The sequence below is a fragment of the Amycolatopsis sp. NPDC031561 genome (assembly GCF_055580625.1).
This window is the reverse complement of record NZ_JBVILA010000029.1, coordinates 78152-97975: the sequence shown is the minus strand read 5'-3', so window position 1 is coordinate 97975 and position 19824 is coordinate 78152. Positions and strand designations below refer to the sequence as shown.

Here is a 19824-nt window from a genome sequence, read left to right as displayed (position 1 = left end):
GCGCCCTCCAGCTCGATACGCGTCGTTTCGTTTTCCCAGTGCGTCGACAGTGACAGAGCGCCCTGTCACCGGGCCAGTGAGCCGTCCACCAGGTCCCGCGTGCGTGTCTCCCGGGAAAACATGGGTTTTTCACATCCGAACCGTGAATCGCGCACTGGCCGGTATGTGCTCTCTGGCAGCAGGATTCGGTGACCGCACCGACCTAGGGGGTTCCCATGCACGAGAGCGTGTTGAACGGGTCCGGCTCCACCACCGGCGGTCTGGGATTCAAACGGCATCTGCGTGCCGAGATCAGCGAGGGCAAGGGCGCCTACCTGTTCTCGGAGCAGGGGGTGATCGCGATGCGCGGCGCGCAGGTCGCTTCGGTGGCGGCCCTGCTCGACGGCACCCGTGACCTCGACGCGGTCCTCTCCGCCTGCCCGGCGGGGATGAGCGCCGAGCAGGTCACCGGGGTGCTGGCGCGGCTGGTGGAAGCGGGTCTGGTCACCGTCCGGGTCCCCGACGAGCTCAGCGGGGACGAGCGCGCGCTCGCGTACTGGGACGCGTGCGGTCTCGACGCGTCCGCGGTGGCCTCTCGGCAGAAGCCCGCGACGGCGAGCCTGACCGCGATCGGCCGCGGTGTGGACACCTCCCAGGTGGAGAACGCGCTGATCACGAGCGGTATCGAGGTGGTCGGCACCGCCTCCGAACTGGCCATCGTGCTGTGCGACGACTACCTCGACCCGAGGCTGGCCGAGATCGACGCCGAGCACCGGCGCACCGGCAGGCCGTGGTTGCTGGCCCGGCCGTCGGGGTCGCAGGTGTGGATCGGCCCGATCATGCAGCCCGGCCGGTCCGGCTGCTGGCACTGCCTGACCAACCGGCTGTGGGGGCACCGGCACGCGGAGGCGTGTGTGCAGGAGGTGCTCGGGCACGACGGCCCCGCCGCGTTCCCGATGCCCGCCGTGCCGCCGCTGACCGCGGCCGCGTCGCATCTGATCTCCCTCGAAGCGTCCAAATGGCTGGCGGGACACCGGTATCCGGGTCAGCAGGCCGTGTGGATCCTCGACACTCTCGACCTGCAGGGGCGGCTGCACGAACTGCGGCGGCGTCCGCAGTGCCCGGAATGCGGTGACGACGGGATCGTCGCCGAGCGGACGGCCGAACCGGTCGTGCTGCGGGAAGCGAAGAAGGCGACGTCGGGCGGTGGCGGGCACCGGACGCTCACCCCGGTCGAGGTGCTCGACCGTTACGGCCACCTGGTCAGCCCGGTCACCGGCATCATCAAGGAGATCGCCCGCGACCCGAGGGCGCCGGCGTTCGTGAACGCGTACCGCTCCGGGCTCAACGTCGCGCGGCGGGTGCGCGGTGAGGCCGGGTTGCAGGCCGGGCTGCGCGGGGACAACGGCGGCAAGGGCGCGAGCCCGCTCGACGCCGAGGTCGGCGCGCTGTGCGAGGCGATCGAGCGGTTCTCGGCGAACTACCAGGGCGACGAACTGCGGATCCGTGACACCTTCAGCGCGCTCGGCGAGGAAGCCGTCCACCCGAACTCGTGCATGCTCTTCGACGAGCGCCAATACGCCGCTCGCGACGAATGGAACGCCAAGCACGCGATCTTCCAGCACATCCCCGAACGGTTCGACGACGAGGCCGCCGTCGACTGGACTCCGCTGTGGTCGCTTTCGCAGCAGCGCCGGAAGCTGATGCCGACGGCGTACCTCTACTACGGCGTGCCGCCGGAGTGCGGGATCACCGGGATGCGCGCGGACTCCAACGGCTGCGCGGCCGGCAGCAGCATCGAAGACGCGATCCTGCAAGGACTTCTCGAGCTCGTCGAACGCGACGCCGTCGCGATGTGGTGGTACAACCGGCTTCCGATGCCCGGCGTCGACATCGCCTCGTTCGACGACCCGTGGGCCGAGGAGATGGTCGGCCAGTACGCGCGGGCGGGCCGGGAACTGTGGGTCCTCGACCTGACCGCGGACCTCGGTGTCCCGGTGATGGTCGCGCTGTCCAGGAGTATCGCCGGGCCGCGCGAGAACGTCATGATGGGATTCGGCGCCCACCTGGACCCCAGGACGGCGCTGCGGAGGGCGGTCAGCGAGCTCAACCAGATGATCCCGGCGGTGCTCGCGAACGACGTCGAACTCGACGATCCCGACGCGGCGCAGTGGCTCCGGCACGCTACGGTCGCCAACCAGCCGTATCTGCTGCCGGCGCCTGGACGGTCGGCGAGACGGGCCGCGGACTTCAAGTTCGTCCGGCGGCCCGACGTACGGGACGACGTGGAATCACTGGTACGCAAGCTGTCCGCGCTGGGGATGGAGACGCTGGTGCTCGATCAGACCCGACCCGACATCGACCTTCCGGTGGTCAGAGTGGTCGTTCCGGGGCTGCGGCCCTTCTGGAGCCGCTTCGCCCCCGGGCGGCTGTTCGACGTGCCGGTGCGGCTCGGCAGGCTCGCCGAGCCCACCTCGTACGACCGGCTGAACCCCTTCCCCATGTTCTTGTAGATCCGCTGGAGCAACTGGTGTCGACTGATCCCCCCACCGGCGTGGCCGAGACGATCCCCTTGTGGTCGCTCACCGACGACAGCCTTGTCGAGATCGGTGAGGACGGCTCACTGGTGGTCGTCACACGGTGGGGGGAGTACGACTTCGACCGTGCGGAGCCACTGGTCCGGGAATCGTTGCGGCGGATGGCCTTGGGGCCGGTCTCCCTGGCGAACGTGACTTCGTCGTGGGAGCCGGTCGAGCGTGAGCCCGATCTCGAAGGCGAGCTGAGCTGGACGGCCGAGGGTGCCGACGCGCTGCGCCAAGCGCTCAAGGAACTCGGCGGTTCGGTGGTGCACTCGCTCGGTCTCGCCGACGGGAAAGGCCCGCTGCTGTCGGTGATCCCGGTGGCGCTCACGCCCGTGTTCGAACCGGTGGAGATCCCGGCCGCGCGCCCGATCCGGTTGTCCCGCTTCTGTTCCCTGCGATCCGACGCCGAGGGGATGGGGCTGGAGTCACCGTCCGCGCGGTACCGCGTCGTGCTGTACCAGCCTTGGGCGGTGCACATCGCCGCGACACTGGCGACGACGAAGTCGACGGGGGAGATCGCCACCACGACGGGGATCGAACCCGGGTTGGTCGGCGCGATCGTGTCCTATCTGGTCGCTGCGGGCGTCGTCCAGCTCGCCGGTGAGCAGGGCCGGTTCGCCGAGGACGAGGACCCCGAGCTGGGCCTGTGGTCCCCGGACGAACTGCTGTTCCACACCACGAGCCGGACCTGGCGGCCCGGTGGCCCGGCCGATCTGCCGGGGCTCGGCAACCCGCCGGTGGTCAAGGCCGCCACCGGAGAGGGACCGGTGTACTCGCTCTACCGGCCGGATCTGGCCGACCGCGCGGAAACCGATCCGACGCTGACGGCGTTGCTGGAGAACGACCACACCTGCCCCGAATTCACCGAGGGCGTGCTGTCCGCGGAGCAGATCGGCGAGTTCTTGTTCCGCGGCGCGCGGATCCGGTCGATCGGGCCGGCCCACATGCCCAACGGGCCCAGCCACAGCGCTTCGCAACGGCCGTACTTCAGTGTCGCCTGCCTGTACGAGCTCGAGCTGTACGTCTCGGTGAACCGTTGTTCGGGGCTGGAGCGCGGGATCTACCACTACGATCCGCTCGACCACCGGCTCAGCCTGGTCAACGACGACGAAGCCGATCTCGACGCGATGCTCGACATGGCGATGATCGGCGGCGGCAACCACCGGCGTCCCTCGGCGCTGATCACGGTGACCGCGCGGATGCCGAGGATGGCGTCGGTACTCGGCGGTGGCGCGTACGCCACGACCCTCGCGCACGTCGGCGCGTTGCAGCAGACGCTCTACCTCGTCGCCCGCGCCATGGGGCTGGCCGCGCACGCCGTCCCGGTGGACGCCGGTGACCGCGTCGACCGCGCCCTCAAACTCGAATGGCCCGCCGAGGTGGGCGTCGGAGAATGCGCGCTCGACCTCCCGGCTTGATCGCGCGGGCCCGGATAACGCCTGCGCAGACCCCATCTCGATCGCCTGTCGAGTGCTTCGAAATCGGTGACGCGTTTGCTGACCAGCAGAGGAAAAGCGACGGCGAATCCGAGGTTGGTCTGATGCAGCTACGAACAGTCGCCACGGCGGCGAACGAGAAAGGCGTCATCGAATCCGGTCGGCTCGTCGAGCCGGCGTCCCCCTTGCAACCCGCGGTGCTGCAGGCCATCTCAGCGATGCACGCGAGGTATTTCGACCCGATCACCTTGGGCGACTTGGCATCCGAAGTGTTCGTCAGCCCGTTCCACTTCTCGCGGATCTTCACCAAGGCGACCGGTGTCACTCCCGGCCGGTACCTCACCGCGATCCGGCTCTTCGAAGCCAAACGACTGCTGCTGACGACCTCTCTGACGGTGTCGGACATCGTGTGCAGCGTCGGCTACAGCAGTGTCGGCACGTTCACCAGCCGCTTCACCCGTGCGGTCGGGATGACCCCGACCCAGTACCGCGACCCCGAGGTCGGCAAGCTGCTCGTGGCGCTGGCGCCGCATTTCCAGCGGCTGCCCACCCTGGAGGCGTTGCACAGCGCCGGAATGGGCTGCGCCACGATGCGCAGCGGCACCGGCACGATCAGCGTGCGCGTCGAGACCCCGCGCGGGGCGGGCCCGGCGAGTGTCCTCATCGGACTGTTCGCCGAGTCGATCCCGCAGTGCGGCCCGGTCGCGTTCGGCGGGAGGGCCAACGTCCTGTCCGCGGACATCGAGATCCAGAACGTCCCTGAGGGCCGGTGGACCGTCATCGCGGTCGCCGAGCACGCCGCGGGGACGGCGGCCTCTTCGTTCTCCGTGGGCACCCTGCCCGCTCGCGTCGACATCACCCGGTTCGGCCGGGTCCACCTGCGGATGCCGATGCGCACCCCGCTGCCGACCGACGCCCCGATGGCGATCACCCTGGCGGGCGGGCCCGCCTCGTCCGGCAACCGGATGACCATGCCCGCTCCCGGCTACCTCCGTGCGGTGGCCTGAGAAAGCGTCTTGTTCCCGGGTTCTCCCGGTCACGCAAGCCGGGAGAACGCGGGCGCAACCGTGGAGTAGCTGCTCCATCGCCGCACATGTGAGCCTTTAACCAGTCCTTTTGAATCCGAATCCACCCGTTAGGGGGAGAGTGCGTTGGGCAATGGTTGGCGCACGATCAGACGTCGCATGATCACGCCGGATGTCTCCGAGACGTCGCTGGAAAAGCGGGGCTTCCACAAGAAAAGCCCAGCCGCTCAAGAATTGCTGGAGACCGTCGGTGAGAAATTCCTGCTCGGCTACGCGCACGCTGTCGAAGCGCGCACCGTCGAGCAGGCGGAAGAATGGCTCGAAAGTATTCCGGTGAAATACCGCGGCTTCGCCTACGAAGGCGCGGGAATGGGGTACGGAATGCTGGACGGGCTGCCGGGAGGCGGCCGCGGCCACATCGCGGACTTCCTCGCCGGTCCCGGCGAGAAGCACGACTACATCATCTACGTCGGTGTCGGCTGGGCGATGGCGCGGCTGCCGCGTTTCCGCTGGCCGTCCGCCGAGGACTTCGACCCGTTGCTGCGCTGGCTGGTGCTCGACGGGTACGGCTTCCACCAGGCCTACTTCAAGACCGCCAAGTACATCGACGGTCAGTTCCAGGACCCGGACTTCAACTGGCCCGCAGGCAACAACGGCTACTCGTTGCGGGCGATCGACCAGGGCATCGGCCGGGCGCTGTGGTTCATCTGCGGTACCGACGTCGATCTGGTCACCGAGGCGATCGCGAGGTTCCCCGAGCGGCGCCACGGGGATCTCTACGCCGGTGTCGGGCTCGCCTCGACCTACGCGTGCGGTGTCACCTCCGACGAGCTGCTGAAGCTGGCCGAGTTCGCCGGTGAACACCGGGGAAACCTGGCACAGGGCAGCGCTTTCGCCGCCGAGGCCCGCGTCCGGGCCGGGCTGCTGATCCCCGAGACCGAGGTCGCCACGCAGGCGATCTGCGGGCTGCCGGCCGAGCGCGCCGCGGCCATCACCCAGGAGGTTCGCCCCGCCGTGGTGCGCGACGGTGAGCTCCCGCATTTCGAAACCTGGCGACAGCACATCGCCGCCGAGGTACTCACTTCTGGAGGTGCAGGCAAATGAGGTCGACCCTGGGCTGGCTCCGCAAGCAGCTTGCGGGCGTCGTGGCGCTGCTGCTGATGGCGGGACTCTTCGTGGTGGCGCAGCTGCCGGCGGTCTCCACCGCCGACGCGGACACCATGGCCTCCAAGTACGCGTTCGAACCCTTGACGATCGCCCTGCCGGAAGCGGCGAAGAGCCAGTCGATCCGCACGGTGAACAAGGAATACGAACACATCCGCGCCTGGATCTCGTCGGTCGGCGCCGCGATCGCGGTCAACGACCTCGACGGGGACAAGCTCGCCAACGACCTGTGCTTCGTGGACCCGCGCAGCGACCAGGTCGTCGTCACGCCGACGCCGGGCAAGGGCGGTGACCGGTACGCGCCGTTCGCGCTCGACGCGGCGCCGTTGCCGATGGGCAAGTACATCGCCCCGATGGGTTGTGTGCCGGGTGACTTCAACGAGGACGGCCGGGTCGACCTGCTGGCCTACTACTGGGGCCGCACGCCGATCGTGTTCCTCGCCAAGCCTTCCGCGACCACGCTCGCCGCGAAGTCCTACGTGCCGGTGGAACTGGTGCCGGGCAACAACGTCAAGAACGGCGAGTACTCCGGTCCACTGTGGAACACCAACGCCGCGACCGTCGGTGACTTCGACGGCGACGGCCACCAGGACATCTTCATCGGCAACTACTTCCCCGACAGCGCGGTGCTCGACGACCGGGTCGAGGGCGGGGTCGAGATGAACAAGTCGATGTCGCACGCCGACAACGCCGGTGGCAAGTACATCTTCCGCTTCACCGGTGCCTCCACCCAGGGCGACAAACCCTCGGTCACCTTCGAATGCGACGACCAGGCCATCCCGGCCGATGCCCGCGGCGGCTGGTCGCTCGCGGCCAGTGCCACCGACGTCGACGGCGACAACCTGCCGGAGCTCTACATCGGCAACGACTTCGGCCACGACCGCCTGCTGTACAACAAGTCCACGGCGGGCAAGACCTCCTTCGCCGAGGTGAAGGGGATCCGCGGGCCCAACGAGCCGAAGTCGAAGGTGCTCGGCAACGACTCCTTCAAGGGCATGGGCGTCGACTTCGGCGACCTCGACCACGACGGTCTCTACGACCTGTACGTCAGCAACATCACGACGTCCTGGGGTATCGAGGAAAGCCACTTCCAGTTCATGAACACCGCCAAGGACACCGCGGATCTGCGTGGCCGTCTGCAGGGCGGCGAGGCGCCGTGGGTCGACCGCAGCGCACAGGCGGGCACCGCGTGGTCCGGCTGGGGCTGGGACGTCAAGATCGCCGACTACAACAACAGCGGCGAATCGGTGATCACCCAGGCGACCGGCTTCGTCAAGGGCGACGTCAACCGCTGGCCGCAGCTGCAGGAACTGGCGACGTCGAACGACGAACTGCTGAAGCACCCCTACTTCTGGCCGAACATGGTCGCCGGTGACGACGTCGGTGGCGACCACACCCTGCACTTCTGGGCCAAGGGTGCCGACGGTCGCTACACCGACCTGGCCCCGCGCCTCGGTCTCGCGGTCCCGGTGCCCACCCGCGGTATCGCCACCGGCGACGCCGACGGTGACGGCAAGCTCGACTTCGCCGTGGCACGCCAGTGGGAGCAGCCGATCTTCTACCACAACGTCAGCCCCGACTCCGGGTCGTACCTGAACCTGAAGCTGGTGCACGACAAGGCTTCGGCGGAGGGTCCGCTCAAGGCGGCCGGCACCGCGGCGATCGGCGCGCAGGTCACCGTCATCACCCCCGACGGCAAGAAGTACATGGACCGCGTCGACGGCGGCAGCGGCCACTCCGGCAAGCGCAGCCACGAGGTCCAGATCGGACTCGGCAAGGTCACCGGGCCGGTGAAGGTGTGCCTGCAGTGGCGCGACCTGACCGGGCAGATCCGCATGCAGGAAGTCCAGCTGACCCCGGGCAACCACACGTTCCAGCTCGGCGCTCAGGCTAAGGAGAAGTGACCGTCATGGCTGAGCAGACACTCACCGCACCGAAGAGCAACAAGACGATCACGGCCCTTCGCCGGTTCGCGATCTCGATCACCATCTTCAACATCATCGGCTACACCGTGCTCGGTTTCGAGCAGCCGTACACCTATCCGTTCATCGCGCTGGCGACGGCGTACACCACGGAAATCCTGCTGGAGATCATCGGCGCCCGGGCGCAGGGCCGTCCCGTTCGCTTCCGCGGCAACGGTTTCAAGGGACTGGCGGAGTTCCTGCTTCCGGCGCACATCACCGGTCTCGCGCTCAACATGCTGACCTACGTCAACGACCAGGTGCTGGTCATGATGTTCGGCGTCGTGGTCGCCGTCGGCGCCAAGTGGGTCCTTCAGGCCCCGGTGCGCGGACGTCTCCGCCACTACATGAACCCGTCGAACTTCGGCATCACGATCATCCTGCTGGTGTTCCCCTGGGCGAGCATCGCGCCGCCGTATCACTTCACCGAGCAGGTCGACTCGTGGGTCGGCTGGCTGATCGTCGGCATCATCATGATCTCCGGCACCGTGCTCAACGCGATGCTGACCCAGCGGATGTGGCTGATCGGCGCCTGGCTGATCACGTTCGCGCTGCAGGCGATCATCCGTGGTCTGGTGTTCGACACCGCGATCCCCGGCGCGCTCGGGATGATGACCGGGGTGGCGTTCGTGCTCTACACGAACTACATGGTCACCGACCCGGGCACGACCCCGTCGAAGCCCGCGTCGCAGATCCTGTTCGGTTCGGGGGTGGCGATCGCCTACGGGTTCTTCATGGTGGTCCACGTGGCGTACGGCCTCTTCCTGGCCACCGCCCTGGTCTGCCTGATCCGCGGCATGTTCCTGTGGGGCCTGCACTTCTCCAAGAAGGCCACCGAGAAGTGGGAGGCCGATCAGGCGAAGTCGGCCGAGGTCACGAGCCTGCCCAAGCCGGCCGAGAAGCCGGAGACGGAAGAAACCGGGGCCGTGGCGGCATGACCACCGGTGCGGAAACCACCCGGGGGGCGCGTCTCGCGCCCCCCGGGCCGCCGCGCCGAGCGACCTTCGGTCTGCTGAAGAAGCTTTTCACCGACCGGCTGGCGCTCATGTCGGACTCAGCGGAGGCACACGGGGACGTCGTCCGGATCGCGATCGGTCCGAAGACGATGTACCTGGTGAACCACCCCGAGCTGGCGAAACACGTGCTCGCGGACAACGCGGCCAACTACCACAAGGGAATCGGCCTCCAGGAGGCCCGGCGGGCGCTCGGCGACGGGCTGCTCACCAGCGACGGCGAGGTCTGGAAGAAGCAGCGCCGGACCATCCAGCCGGTGTTCCAGCCCAAGCGGATCGCGCGGCAGGCCTCGGTCGTCGCGAACGAGGTCGAAGGCCTCGTGAAACACCTGCGGGACACCAAGGGACCGGTGGAGATCCTGCACGAGATGACCGGGCTGACGCTCGGGGTGCTCGGCAAGACGCTGCTCGACGCGGACCTGGGCGGGTTCACCTCGCTGGGGCATTCGTTCGAAGCCGTGCAGGACCAGGCGATGTTCGAAGCGGTGACGCTGAGCATGGTCCCGCAGTGGGCCCCGCTGAAGAAGCAACTGCGGTTCAAGGAATCGCGGAACGATCTCCGCCGGATCGCCGAGGAACTCGTCGAGCAGCGGCTGGCGAACCCGATCGAGGGCGGCGAGGACGTGCTCTCGCGGCTCATCGCCACCGACGGGACCCGCGAGCAGATGCGCGACGAGCTGATCACCCTGCTGCTGGCCGGGCACGAGACGACGGCGAGCACGCTGGGCTGGGCGTTCCACCTGCTCGACGAACATCCCGAGGTCGCGGCGAAACTGCGCGCCGAGGCGGACGAGGTGCTCGGCGACCAGTTGCCGACGCATGACGACCTGCACCGGTTGCCCTACACGGCACGGGTGGTCGAGGAGGTCATGCGGCTGTACCCGCCGGTGTGGCTGCTGCCGCGGGTGGCGCAGGCCGACGACGAGATCGGCGGCTATCACATCCCCGCCGGCTCCGACGTCGTCGTCGTGCCCTACACGCTGCACCGCCACCCGGACTTCTGGCCGGATCCGGAGAAGTTCGATCCGGACCGCTTCGATCCTGACCGGCCGAGCGGGCGGCCCCGGTACGCCTACATCCCGTTCGGCGCCGGGCCGCGGTTCTGCATCGGCAACAGCCTCGGCGTGATGGAGGCCGTTTTCGTACTGACGATGGTCTTGCGGGACCTCGAGCTCAAGAAGCTGCCGGGTTACGAAGTCGTTCCCGAGGCGATGCTGTCGTTGCGGGTGCGCGGCGGCCTGCCGATGACCGTGCACACCAGGAACAGGAGGTAGGTTCCGTGGATTCGGACGAACAGGTCAAGGTGTCCACTTTGGAGGCCTACGCGGACACGATCGTGCCGGGGGAGAAGCGGTTCCCCGATGACCACGCGATCGCCGGCGCTTCGGTGGGGGCGGGCGCGGTCGTCGCGGGCGCGCTCGAACTGCTGCACACCGAGGCGACCGGGGTGACCGTCGGACTGCCCTACCTGGCGCAGGCCCTCAACGATCACGCGAAGGTCTACGCCAAGGAACACGACCTCACCCTGGACGAGACGCTGCCGTCGTTCGTCGCACTGTCCTTCGTGGACAGGACGGCGCTGGTGCGGTCGCTGACCGCGCCGGGCCATCCGGAGAAGGACGGTTGGGTCAGCCTCGCGCTGTTCTGCAACATGTCCTTCGACAGCGCGGCGCACAAGCACACCGCCGAAGCCATCGCCGAAGGCCACCCCGGCCTGCTGGCGATGGGGTACACCGCCCCCGACGAGGACGGTCTGTGGCGGTTTCCGAAGTTCTCCTACCGCCGTGAACTCGCGCAACTCCACCCCGACACCACGCCCTCCGGGAGCCCCGCATGAACGCGTACGACAAGACCGACGTCGTCATCGTCGGCAGCGGGTTCGGTGGCTCCATCCCCGCCTACCACTTGGCCGCGGGCGGGGCCAAGGTCACCGTGCTGGAACGTGGTCCGTGGCTGGAGACGAAGGACTTCGAGCACGACTACCTGCTCGGTTCGTCCTACACCCGCGCGTTCGACTTCGTCGTCGGCGACGGGATGAGCGTGCTGGGCGGGAACTGCGTCGGCGGTGGCAGCGTGGTGTACTTCGCCGCGATGCCGCGGGCGCCGAAGTTCGTCTTCGAGCGGCACGGCAGCATCGGCAGGCGCATGTGGCCGTCGGCGCTGACGAGGGACTCGCTGGAACCTTGGTACGATCGGGTTTCGGATTCGCTTCCGGTGTCCAAACAGGACTGGAACGACGTCTCGTACGCCGGTGGCCTGTGGGCCGCGTTCTGCGACCACTCGGGGCGGACCGCCAACCCGGCGCCGGTCGCGGTGGACAACGACCGCTGTGTGAACTGCAACTTCATGATGGCGGGCTGCCGGTTCGACGCGAAACGCTCGCTGCTGACCAACTACCTGCCCGCCGCGCTCGCGCACGGCGCGAAGATCCGGCCGCTGCACGAGGTCCAGCGGATCGAGCGGATCGACGACGGCGACTACCGCGTGCACTTCAACATCGTCGACGACACGGACTACCGGGCGCAGACCGGCAGCGGGACGATCGACGCGAAGGTCGTCATCATCGCGGCGGGCGCCGGGGCGACCCCGGTGATCCTGCAGCGTTCCGAGTCGGCGCTGGGCACCATGCCGCACGCGGTCGGCCGGTACTTCTCGGGTAACGGTGAGCGGCTCAACACCGCGATCATCAACGAGGAGCGGGTCCGCGAGGTGCTCGGACTGTCCCGTGAGGACGGGAAGGTCTACGAGGCCAACCACATCGGCAAGGGCCCGACCGTGGCGAACTGGGACAAGCTCGACGGTTCGCTGCCGGAGTACGAGCGGTACTCGCTGGAGCAGCTGTACTTCCCGCCCGGGCTCGGCACGATCCTCGCGCAGGTGCCGGACGGCGACGAGCCCCGCTGGTTCGGTACGCAGAAGAAGGAGATCCTCAAGCAGTGGGCCTCCTGGCTGACCATCTTCCTGATGACCGAGGACGACAACGAGGGCGTCTTCGGCGCGCCGCCGCCCACCGGCAACGCCTACCGCATCTCACAGCAGATGCTCGGCCGCGGCCCGCTGAAGTACGACCCGACGCCGAACACCCTGCACGGCTGGGCACTGGCCGACGCGGAGTGCAAGGAGATCCTCGAGAAGGACGGCCTGGCGAAGGTGTCGCCGTGGACCAACGACGTCGTCGGCGCGTACACCGTGCACCCGCTGGCGTCCTGCCGGATCGGTGACGACCCGGAGACCTCGGCGCTGCATCCGAACCACGAACTCCGCAATCACCCCGGGATCTTCGTGACCGACAGCGCTTCCGTGCCGGGCGCGCTGACGGTGAACCCGGCGATGACGATCGCGGCGCTGGCCGAACGGTCCGTGCCGGGCATCGTGCGGGCGCTGCAGGCTCGCGGCGTCGACGTCACCTACGGTGCCCCGGCCCCGGACGGTTCCATCACCGGACGGCGAGCGGTCAGCAAGCTGTCGCTGGTCGCCGGGAGCTGATCATGACACCGAAAGTGGTGCAACTCGCCTTGCGGCGATCCCTGCGCGAGGTCCGGCACGTCCGGCCGGTTCCGGCCGGCCGGGCGACCGGGCTCGTGCGCGACGTCTACCACCAGGTGGAACGAGACTTCGGCATGCTGGCGCCGCCGGTCGCGCTGCATTCGCCGTCCCCTCCCGTGCTCGCGGCCGTCTGGTCGATGCTGAGGGAATCACTGGTTGCGGACGGGGCGACGAGCCGGGCGGACCGGGAGATCGTCGCGACCCTGGTGTCGCAGGGGAATTCGTGCCCCTATTGCGTCGAGGTCCACGGGATGGCGCTGGACTCGCTCGGGCACTCTTCGGTGACCGAGTCCATCGCCGCGGGACGGGCGGTGGCGGATCCGCGGGCTTCGGCTTCCTCCGCCGCGGCCCGGGCCGAGCTGACCGCGGTCGCGTTCTCGTTCCACTACCTGAACCGGGTGGTGAGCGTGTTCCTCGGGCTTTCGCCGCTGCCTCCGTCCGTGCCGGATTCCGCGCGTTCGAGGGCCAAGTCCGTGCTGGGGCGGTTTCTGAAGCCGGTCTCGGGCGCTTCTCCGGGACTCTCGTTGGACTTCCTGCCCGCCGGGTCGCAGGATTTCGCTTGGGCTGCGGGAAATCCGGTCGTAGAGGATGCGTTCTCGCGTGCCTCGTCGGCTTTCGCGTCGTTGACGATCTCTCCTGCCGTGCGGGATGTCGTCCTCCGGGAGCTGTCCACTTGGGACGGATCGGCACCGGGGCTGAGCCGGTCTTGGGTCGATTCCATCGAGGATCCGGTCGCTCGGCTGGCTCTGGTGGTCGCGAAGGCGGCCTATCAGGTGGACGACGCTTTGGTCGCCGCCGCGGGCCTGGCCGATCGAGAGCTGGTCGAGCTCGTGGGGTGGTCGGCTTTCGTCGCCGCGCAACGATGCGTCGCCGTCTCCGCGCAAGTAGCCGACTAGTTGCCCGAGTTCAGCGGCCGCAAGTAGTCGACTGATTGCGTGGGTTCAGGAGAAGACCGCGTGCACCACCGCGCGCGATCCTGAGTGGACGGATCGAGCACCGAAGGAAGCGAGCCGGGAGCACCTGCGTCGCCCGCGAGCCGGCTTCCAGGCGCACGAACGGTCCGGACTGTCACGGCGGCCGTCACGGGAGCAGATTCCCGTGGCGGCCGCCGAATTCGTTGGCCCGGCTTCAACAACATGAGAGAAGACTGCCGGCCCCGCTCAGGGTCATGCTTGACGGGACTGCAGATGCGGGCGGCACCCGCGTTTCTGGGGACAGAGCGGGCGCCGAGACCGGATTCCGTGACTTGAGTGTTTGAGAGCTAGGGGAGTGCGGTGGCATGAGCGTTGAGCGGATTTCGATTGTCGGTATCGGTCTTCGATACCCGGACGCCGGGTCCCCGGATGAACTGTGGGAGAACGTCCTCGCCGGCCGCCGGGCGTTCCGGAGACTGCCCGACGAGCGGATGAACCGCGAGGACTACTACTCGCCGGACCCTGAGGCTTCGGACCGTTTCTACGCCCAGAAGGCCGCGGTCCTCCGCGACTACGAGTTCGACCGGATCAAGTACAAGGTCGCGGGCAGCACGTTCCGTTCGACCGACACCACGCACTGGCTCGCCCTCGACGTCGCCGCGCAGGCCTTGGCGGACGCGGGTTTCCCCGAGGGTGACGGGCTGCCGAGGCCCGCGACCGGCGTGGTCATCGGCAACAGTCTCACCGGTGAGTTCTCGCGTGCCAACATCATGCGGCTGCGCTGGCCGTACGTGCGCCGCACGATCGCGGCGGCGCTCGCCGAGCGTGGCTGGGCCGAGGGTGACACCGCCGAGTTCCTCCACGACCTCGAGGCGCAGTACAAGGCGCCGTTCCCCGAGATCGACGAGGATTCGCTCGCGGGCGGGCTGGCGAACACGATCGCCGGCCGCGTCTGCAACTTCTTCGACTTCGGCGGCGGCGGGTTCACCGTGGACGGCGCCTGCTCGTCCTCGCTGCTTTCCGTGGTCACCGCGGCGAACGCGCTCTCGGAAGGCGACCTCGACGTCGCCATCGCGGGTGGAGTCGACTTGTCGATCGACCCGTTCGAGGTGATCGGTTTCGCCAAGACCGGCGCGCTCGCCAAACGCGAGATGAAGGTCTACGACGCCGACTCCAACGGTTTCTGGCCCGGTGAGGGCTCCGGCATGCTCGTCCTGATGCGCGAGGACGACGCGATCGCGCAGGGCAAGCGGATCTACGCCTCGATCGGCGGCTGGGGTGTCTCCTCCGACGGCAAGGGCGGCATCACCCGCCCCGAGGCGTCGGGTCACCGCCTGGCGTTGAAGCGGGCCTACGACAAGGCCGGCTACGGCGTCGAGACCGTCTCCTACTTCGAGGGCCACGGCACCGGCACCGCTTTGGGCGACGCCACCGAGATCGAGGCGCTCTCCACCGCCCGCCGCGACGCCGACCCGCTCGCCGACCGTGCCGCGCTGAGCACGATCAAGGGCAACATCGGCCACACCAAGGCCGCGGCCGGGGTCGCCGGGCTGATCAAGGCCACCCTGGCGGTCTACCACCAGGTCATCCCGCCCGCCACCGGCCACTTCGAGCCGCACGAGTCGCTCGTCGGCGACTCCGCGCGGATGTACGTCCCGGCCGAGGCCGGGTTGTGGCCCTCGGACCACCCGGTCCGCGCGGGTGTCTCCGCGATGGGCTTCGGCGGGATCAACTCGCACGTCACCGTCACCGAGGCCCCCGGCGCCGCGCGCCGCAAGGAACTCGACGAGAAGACCCGGTCGCTGGTCGCCGGACGGCAGGACAGCGAACTGCTGCTGCTCGACGCCGACGACGCGGCCTCGCTGCGCGGTCGGGTGACCGGGCTGCTGGAGGTCGTGCCCAAGCTTTCACTCGCCGAGCTGGCGGACCTCGCCGGCACGCTTTCCGCGGAACTGTCCGGAAAGCCCGTGCGAGCCGCGATCGTCGCGACCAACCCGGAGGACGCCGAGCGCAAGCTCTCGAAACTCCTCGACCTCCTCGGCGAGGGTGAGCCGGAAGTCTTTTCCTCTAGTGAGGGCATCTTCGCGAGCTCGCGCTCCAAGGGGCCGAAGATCGGATTCCTGTTCCCCGGTCAGGGTTCCGGGCAGGGCACGGTCGGCGCGGTGCGCAAACGCTTCGCCCACGCCGACGACATCTACCGCGCCGCGGGCCTGTCCACCGGCGCCGACCAGGTCGCCACCGACGTCGCCCAGCCCCGCATCGTCACCGGTTCTCTCGCCGGGCTCCGGGTCCTGAAGAGCCTCGGCATCGAGGCACAGACCGTCGCGGGCCACAGCCTCGGAGAGCTCACCTCGCTGCACTGGGGCGGCGCGCTCACCGAACGCGAAGTCCTCGCGCTGGCGAAGATCCGCGGCAGGGTGATGGCCACCGCGAGCGACGGAAACGGCGCCATGGCGGCGATCTCCGCCACGCCGGGGGTCGCCGAGCGGCTCGCGGAGGGCGAAGAGGTCGTCATCGCGGGCTACAACGCGCCCGAGCAGACCGTCCTTTCCGGACCGGCGGAGGCGATCGACCGGGTGGTCGCCCGCGCTCGCACCGAGGGTGTCACCGCCGCTCGCATCAACGTCTCGCACGCGTTCCACTCACCCGCGGTCGTCCCGGCCGCCGAGGCGATGACCGAGGAACTCGCCGCGTTCGACTTCACCAGGCTCGACCGGCCGGTCGTCTCCACGGTGACCGGTGACGTCCTGCACGCCGCCGAAGACCTGCGCGATCTCCTGCGCGACCAGGTGGTCCTGCCGGTCCGCTTCCGTGAGGCGGCCGCGAAGGTCGCCGAGCGCAGCGACCTGGTGATCGAGGTCGGTCCCGGCCGGGTGCTCACCGGCCTGTTCCGCCAGATCGCGCCCGGCACCCCGGTACTCCCGCTCGACACCGACAGCCCGACGCTGGCCGCGGTGCTCAAGGTCGCCGGTGCCGCGTTCGCTTTCGGCGCCCCGTTGGAGACCTCCGCGCTCTTCGCCGGTCGCGTCGTCCGGTCACTGCCCGCCGACGGTGTCTTCAACTTCCTGGCCAGCCCGTGCGAGGCGGCGCCGTCCATCGGCGCGGTACTGACTCGCGACCGCGTCGCCGCACCGGAAGAAGCGGCACCGGCGGGGGAGGCCTCCGAAAGCGGCGGCAGCAGCACGCTCGACCTGTTGCGCAAGCTCGCTTCCGAACGCGTCGAACTGCCGCTCGAAGCGGTCACCGCCGACACGCATCCGCTCGACGACCTGCACCTTTCGTCGATCACCGTCGGCCAGCTCGTCAACGACGTGACCCGCGCGCTGGGCCGCCCGGCGCTCGAGGGAATGCCGAACTTCGCCACCGTCTGTCTCGGCGAACTCGCCGAGATGATCGACGAACTGGCGCAGACCGCCAAACCCGCAGACAGCAATCAGGCCGAGGTCGCCGGGGTCGGCCCGTGGGTCCGGCCGTTCGCGGTCGAGTACGTCGTCGCGCCGAAGCCGTCGCCCGACTTCACCCCGGGTATCTCCACCGCCGGTCTCTCCCGGGCGGAGTGGACGGCGTTCGCCCCGGACGGCCATCCGCTGGCGGAGCCGCTGCGCGCGGCGCTGTCCACCGCGGGTGTCGGCGACGGTGTCCTCCTCTGCTTGAACGAGGACAGCGACGCGGATGACGTCGGGTTGTTCCTGGACGCGGGCCGCGCGGTGCTGGCCGCGCCCAACGGCACGCGGTTCGTCGTGGTGCAGCACGGACTCGGCGCTTCGGGCCTGGCGAAGACGCTTCGCCTGGAGGACCCGTCCGCGCGGACCACGATCGTCGATCTCGCCGACGTCAACCCGGTCGACCCCGAGGCCCTCGGCATCGCGGTGTCCACCGTGGTCACCGAAGTCGCGGCGACCAACGACTTCAGTGAAGTCCGCTACGACTCGGCCGGCGTCCGCACGGTGCCGAAACTGGGTGCCCTCAAGCCGTCCGAGGCCGAAGGGACCCCGCTGGGCACCGAAGACGTCCTGCTCGTCACCGGTGGCGGCAAGGGCATCACCGCGGAGAGCGCTTTGGCGCTGGCCAAGGATTCCGGTGCGAAACTGGCGCTGCTGGGCCGGAGCGATCCGGCCGACGACGCCGAGCTTTCGGAGAACCTCGGGCGGATGGCGGCGGCGGGTATCGACTACCGCTACGAGCGCGCCGACGTCACCGCGGCCCAGCAGGTGGCGGACGCCATCGGCCGGATCCAGGCCGAGTTCGGCCCGGTCACCGCGGTCCTGCACGGCGCGGGCCGCAACGAGCCCGCCGCGCTGTTCTCCTTGACCGAGGAGACCTTCCGCAAGACGCTGGCGCCGAAGATCGGCGGCCTCAACGCCGTCCTCGACGCGGTCGACCAGGACAAGATCAAGCTGCTGGTCACCTTCGGCAGCATCATCGGACGGGCGGGCCTGCGCGGTGAGGCGCACTACGCCACGGCCAACGACTGGATGACCGAACTGACCGTGCGGTTCGGCCGCGAGCACCCCCGAGCGCGGGCGATCGCACTCGAATGGTCGGTCTGGTCCGGGACCGGGATGGGCGAAAAGCTCGGTGTGGTCAGCGCTTTGATGCGCGACGGCATCACCCCGATCCCGACCGAGGAGGGCATCGAGATCCTCCGCCAGGTCGTCGGCGATCCGGCCGCCCCGTCGGTACTGGTCGTCTGCGGCCGTACCGCGGGGCTGGCCACCCTGCCGGTGGAGAAGCGCGAACTGCCGCTGACCCGCTTCGTCGACCGCGCCGTCGTGCACTATCCGGGGGTCGAGCTGATCACCGAGGCCGACCTCTCGGCGGGCAGCGACCCGTATCTGGCCGACCACCTGCTCGACGGCCAGCTGCTGTTCCCGGCGGTGATCGGCATGGAGGCGATGACCCAGGTCGCCAAGGCCGCGCTGGCCGTGGAAAGCCTGCCGGCACCGGTGTTCTCCGACGTCGAGTTCCTGCGGCCGATCATCGTCTCGCCGGGCGGGTCGACCACGATCCGGCTCGCCGCGCTGGCCAGGGACGCCGAAACGGTGGACGTGGTGCTGCGCAGCGGGGAGACCGGGTTCAGCGCCGACCACTTCCGCGCCAGGCTGCGGTTCTCCCGGCCGGATCCGCTCGGCGAGACGGTGCTCCGCGACGTCGCGCTGCCGCCGGTCCCGGTCGACCCGACGACCGAGCTGTACGGCACGGTTCTCTTCCAGGGCAAGCGATTCCAGCGCGTCACCGGATACCGGCGGGCCAGCGCGCGGCACGCGGTCGCGGAGATCGCGACCGGCGCCGAGGTCGACTGGTTCGCGCCGTTCCTCCCGCAGGAACAGCTCCTGGCCGACCCGGGCACCCGCGACGCGATGATGCACGCCATCCAGTGCTGTGTTCCGGACGCGACCCTGCTGCCGCAAGGGATCGAGCGGCTGTACCTGGCCGAGCCCGGCGAGCAGGACCCGGAGTACGTGCTCCTCGACGCCCGCGAGCGTTCGCAGGACGGCGACAGCTACGTCTACGACCTCGACGTCCGCAACCCGGACGGGACGCTCGTCGAGCGGTGGGAAGGGCTGAAGCTGCGCGCGGTGCGCAAGCGTGACGGTGAAGGGCCTTGGGTCCCGTCGATGCTCGGGTCCTATTTGGAGCGTTCCGTCGAACGGCTGCTCGGCTCGTCCCGCGCGATCGTCGTCGAACCGGATCCGGTGGGCGTTTCCGTGGAGACCACGCCCGAACGGCGGGCGCAGACGGCCTTGGCCGCCGGCCGCGCCGTCGACGCCCCGCTCGAGATCCGCTACCGCCCGGACGGGAAACCGGAGGCCGACGGGGTCGAGGTGAGCGCGTCGCACAGCGCCGACCTCACCCTGGCGATCGCGGGCTCCGGCCAGATCGCGTGCGACGTCGAGACGGCGATCGAACGGACGCCCGAGGACTGGGCCGGTCTGCTCGGCGAGGATCTGCTCGCGGTGGGCGAACTGCTCGCCGCGGACGCCCGCGAGCCGCTTTCGGTCGCGCACACCCGGGTCTGGAGCGCGCTGGAATGCGTGCGCAAGACCGGGGACATGACACAGGCGCTCACCGTGCACCGGGTCGACCCGGACGGCTGGGCGGTGCTTTCCCACGGCAGTGCCCGCATCGCCACCTGGGTGACGACCGTCAACGACCGGACCGATCCCGTCGTCTTCGCGGTGCTCCAGGGAGAGGAAAACTGAC

Annotated in this window: 11 protein-coding genes; all 11 read left to right on the top strand. The window is 69.1% G+C overall.

Annotated elements, in window-relative coordinates:
* Window positions 1–215: 215 nt before the first annotated feature.
* Window positions 216–2492, top strand: coding sequence for a TOMM precursor leader peptide-binding protein (locus ACZ5IK_RS38575; RefSeq protein WP_465492187.1), 2277 nt, complete (start codon window positions 216–218; stop codon window positions 2490–2492).
* 41 nt (window positions 2493–2533) lie between these two features.
* Window positions 2534–3979 carry a SagB family peptide dehydrogenase gene (locus tag ACZ5IK_RS38570; RefSeq protein ID WP_465492202.1) on the top strand — a complete coding sequence of 482 codons (1446 nt, stop codon included), beginning with the start codon at window positions 2534–2536 and terminating at the stop codon, window positions 3977–3979.
* A 122-nt stretch (window positions 3980–4101) separates the two neighbouring features.
* Window positions 4102–5004, top strand: coding sequence for a helix-turn-helix domain-containing protein (locus ACZ5IK_RS38565; RefSeq protein WP_465492186.1), 903 nt, complete (start codon window positions 4102–4104; stop codon window positions 5002–5004).
* A 165-nt stretch (window positions 5005–5169) separates the two neighbouring features.
* A complete protein-coding gene (locus tag ACZ5IK_RS38560; protein WP_465492201.1) occupies window positions 5170–6126 on the top strand; it encodes a DUF1702 family protein in 957 nt (318 codons plus the stop codon).
* Window positions 6123–8090 (top strand): CRTAC1 family protein, encoded by a 1968-nt coding sequence (locus tag ACZ5IK_RS38555; protein ID WP_465492185.1) that lies wholly within the window; start codon window positions 6123–6125, stop codon window positions 8088–8090. Before ACZ5IK_RS38560 ends, ACZ5IK_RS38555 begins: the two co-directional genes overlap by 4 nt.
* Window positions 8091–8095: 5 nt before the next feature.
* Window positions 8096–9085, top strand: a complete 990-nt coding sequence (locus ACZ5IK_RS38550; protein WP_465492184.1) for an enediyne biosynthesis protein — start codon at window positions 8096–8098, stop codon at window positions 9083–9085.
* The gene (locus ACZ5IK_RS38545) at window positions 9082–10434 is read left to right on the top strand and encodes a cytochrome P450 (RefSeq protein WP_465492183.1); all 1353 of its coding nucleotides are present in this window, start codon (window positions 9082–9084) and stop codon (window positions 10432–10434) included. Before ACZ5IK_RS38550 ends, ACZ5IK_RS38545 begins: the two co-directional genes overlap by 4 nt.
* Before the next feature lie 5 nt (window positions 10435–10439).
* Complete coding sequence (locus tag ACZ5IK_RS38540) at window positions 10440–10997, top strand: DUF5987 family protein (RefSeq protein WP_465492182.1); 558 nt, start codon at window positions 10440–10442, stop codon at window positions 10995–10997.
* A complete protein-coding gene (locus ACZ5IK_RS38535; RefSeq protein WP_465492181.1) occupies window positions 10994–12646 on the top strand; it encodes a GMC family oxidoreductase N-terminal domain-containing protein in 1653 nt (550 codons plus the stop codon). The genes ACZ5IK_RS38540 and ACZ5IK_RS38535 overlap by 4 nt, the downstream gene beginning before the upstream one ends.
* A 2-nt stretch (window positions 12647–12648) precedes the next feature.
* Window positions 12649–13602 carry a carboxymuconolactone decarboxylase family protein gene (locus tag ACZ5IK_RS38530; protein WP_465492180.1) on the top strand — a complete coding sequence of 318 codons (954 nt, stop codon included), beginning with the start codon at window positions 12649–12651 and terminating at the stop codon, window positions 13600–13602.
* 383 nt (window positions 13603–13985) lie between these two features.
* Window positions 13986–19823, top strand: a complete 5838-nt coding sequence (locus ACZ5IK_RS38525) for a type I polyketide synthase (RefSeq protein ID WP_465492179.1) — start codon at window positions 13986–13988, stop codon at window positions 19821–19823.
* Window position 19824: the final 1 nt, after the last annotated feature.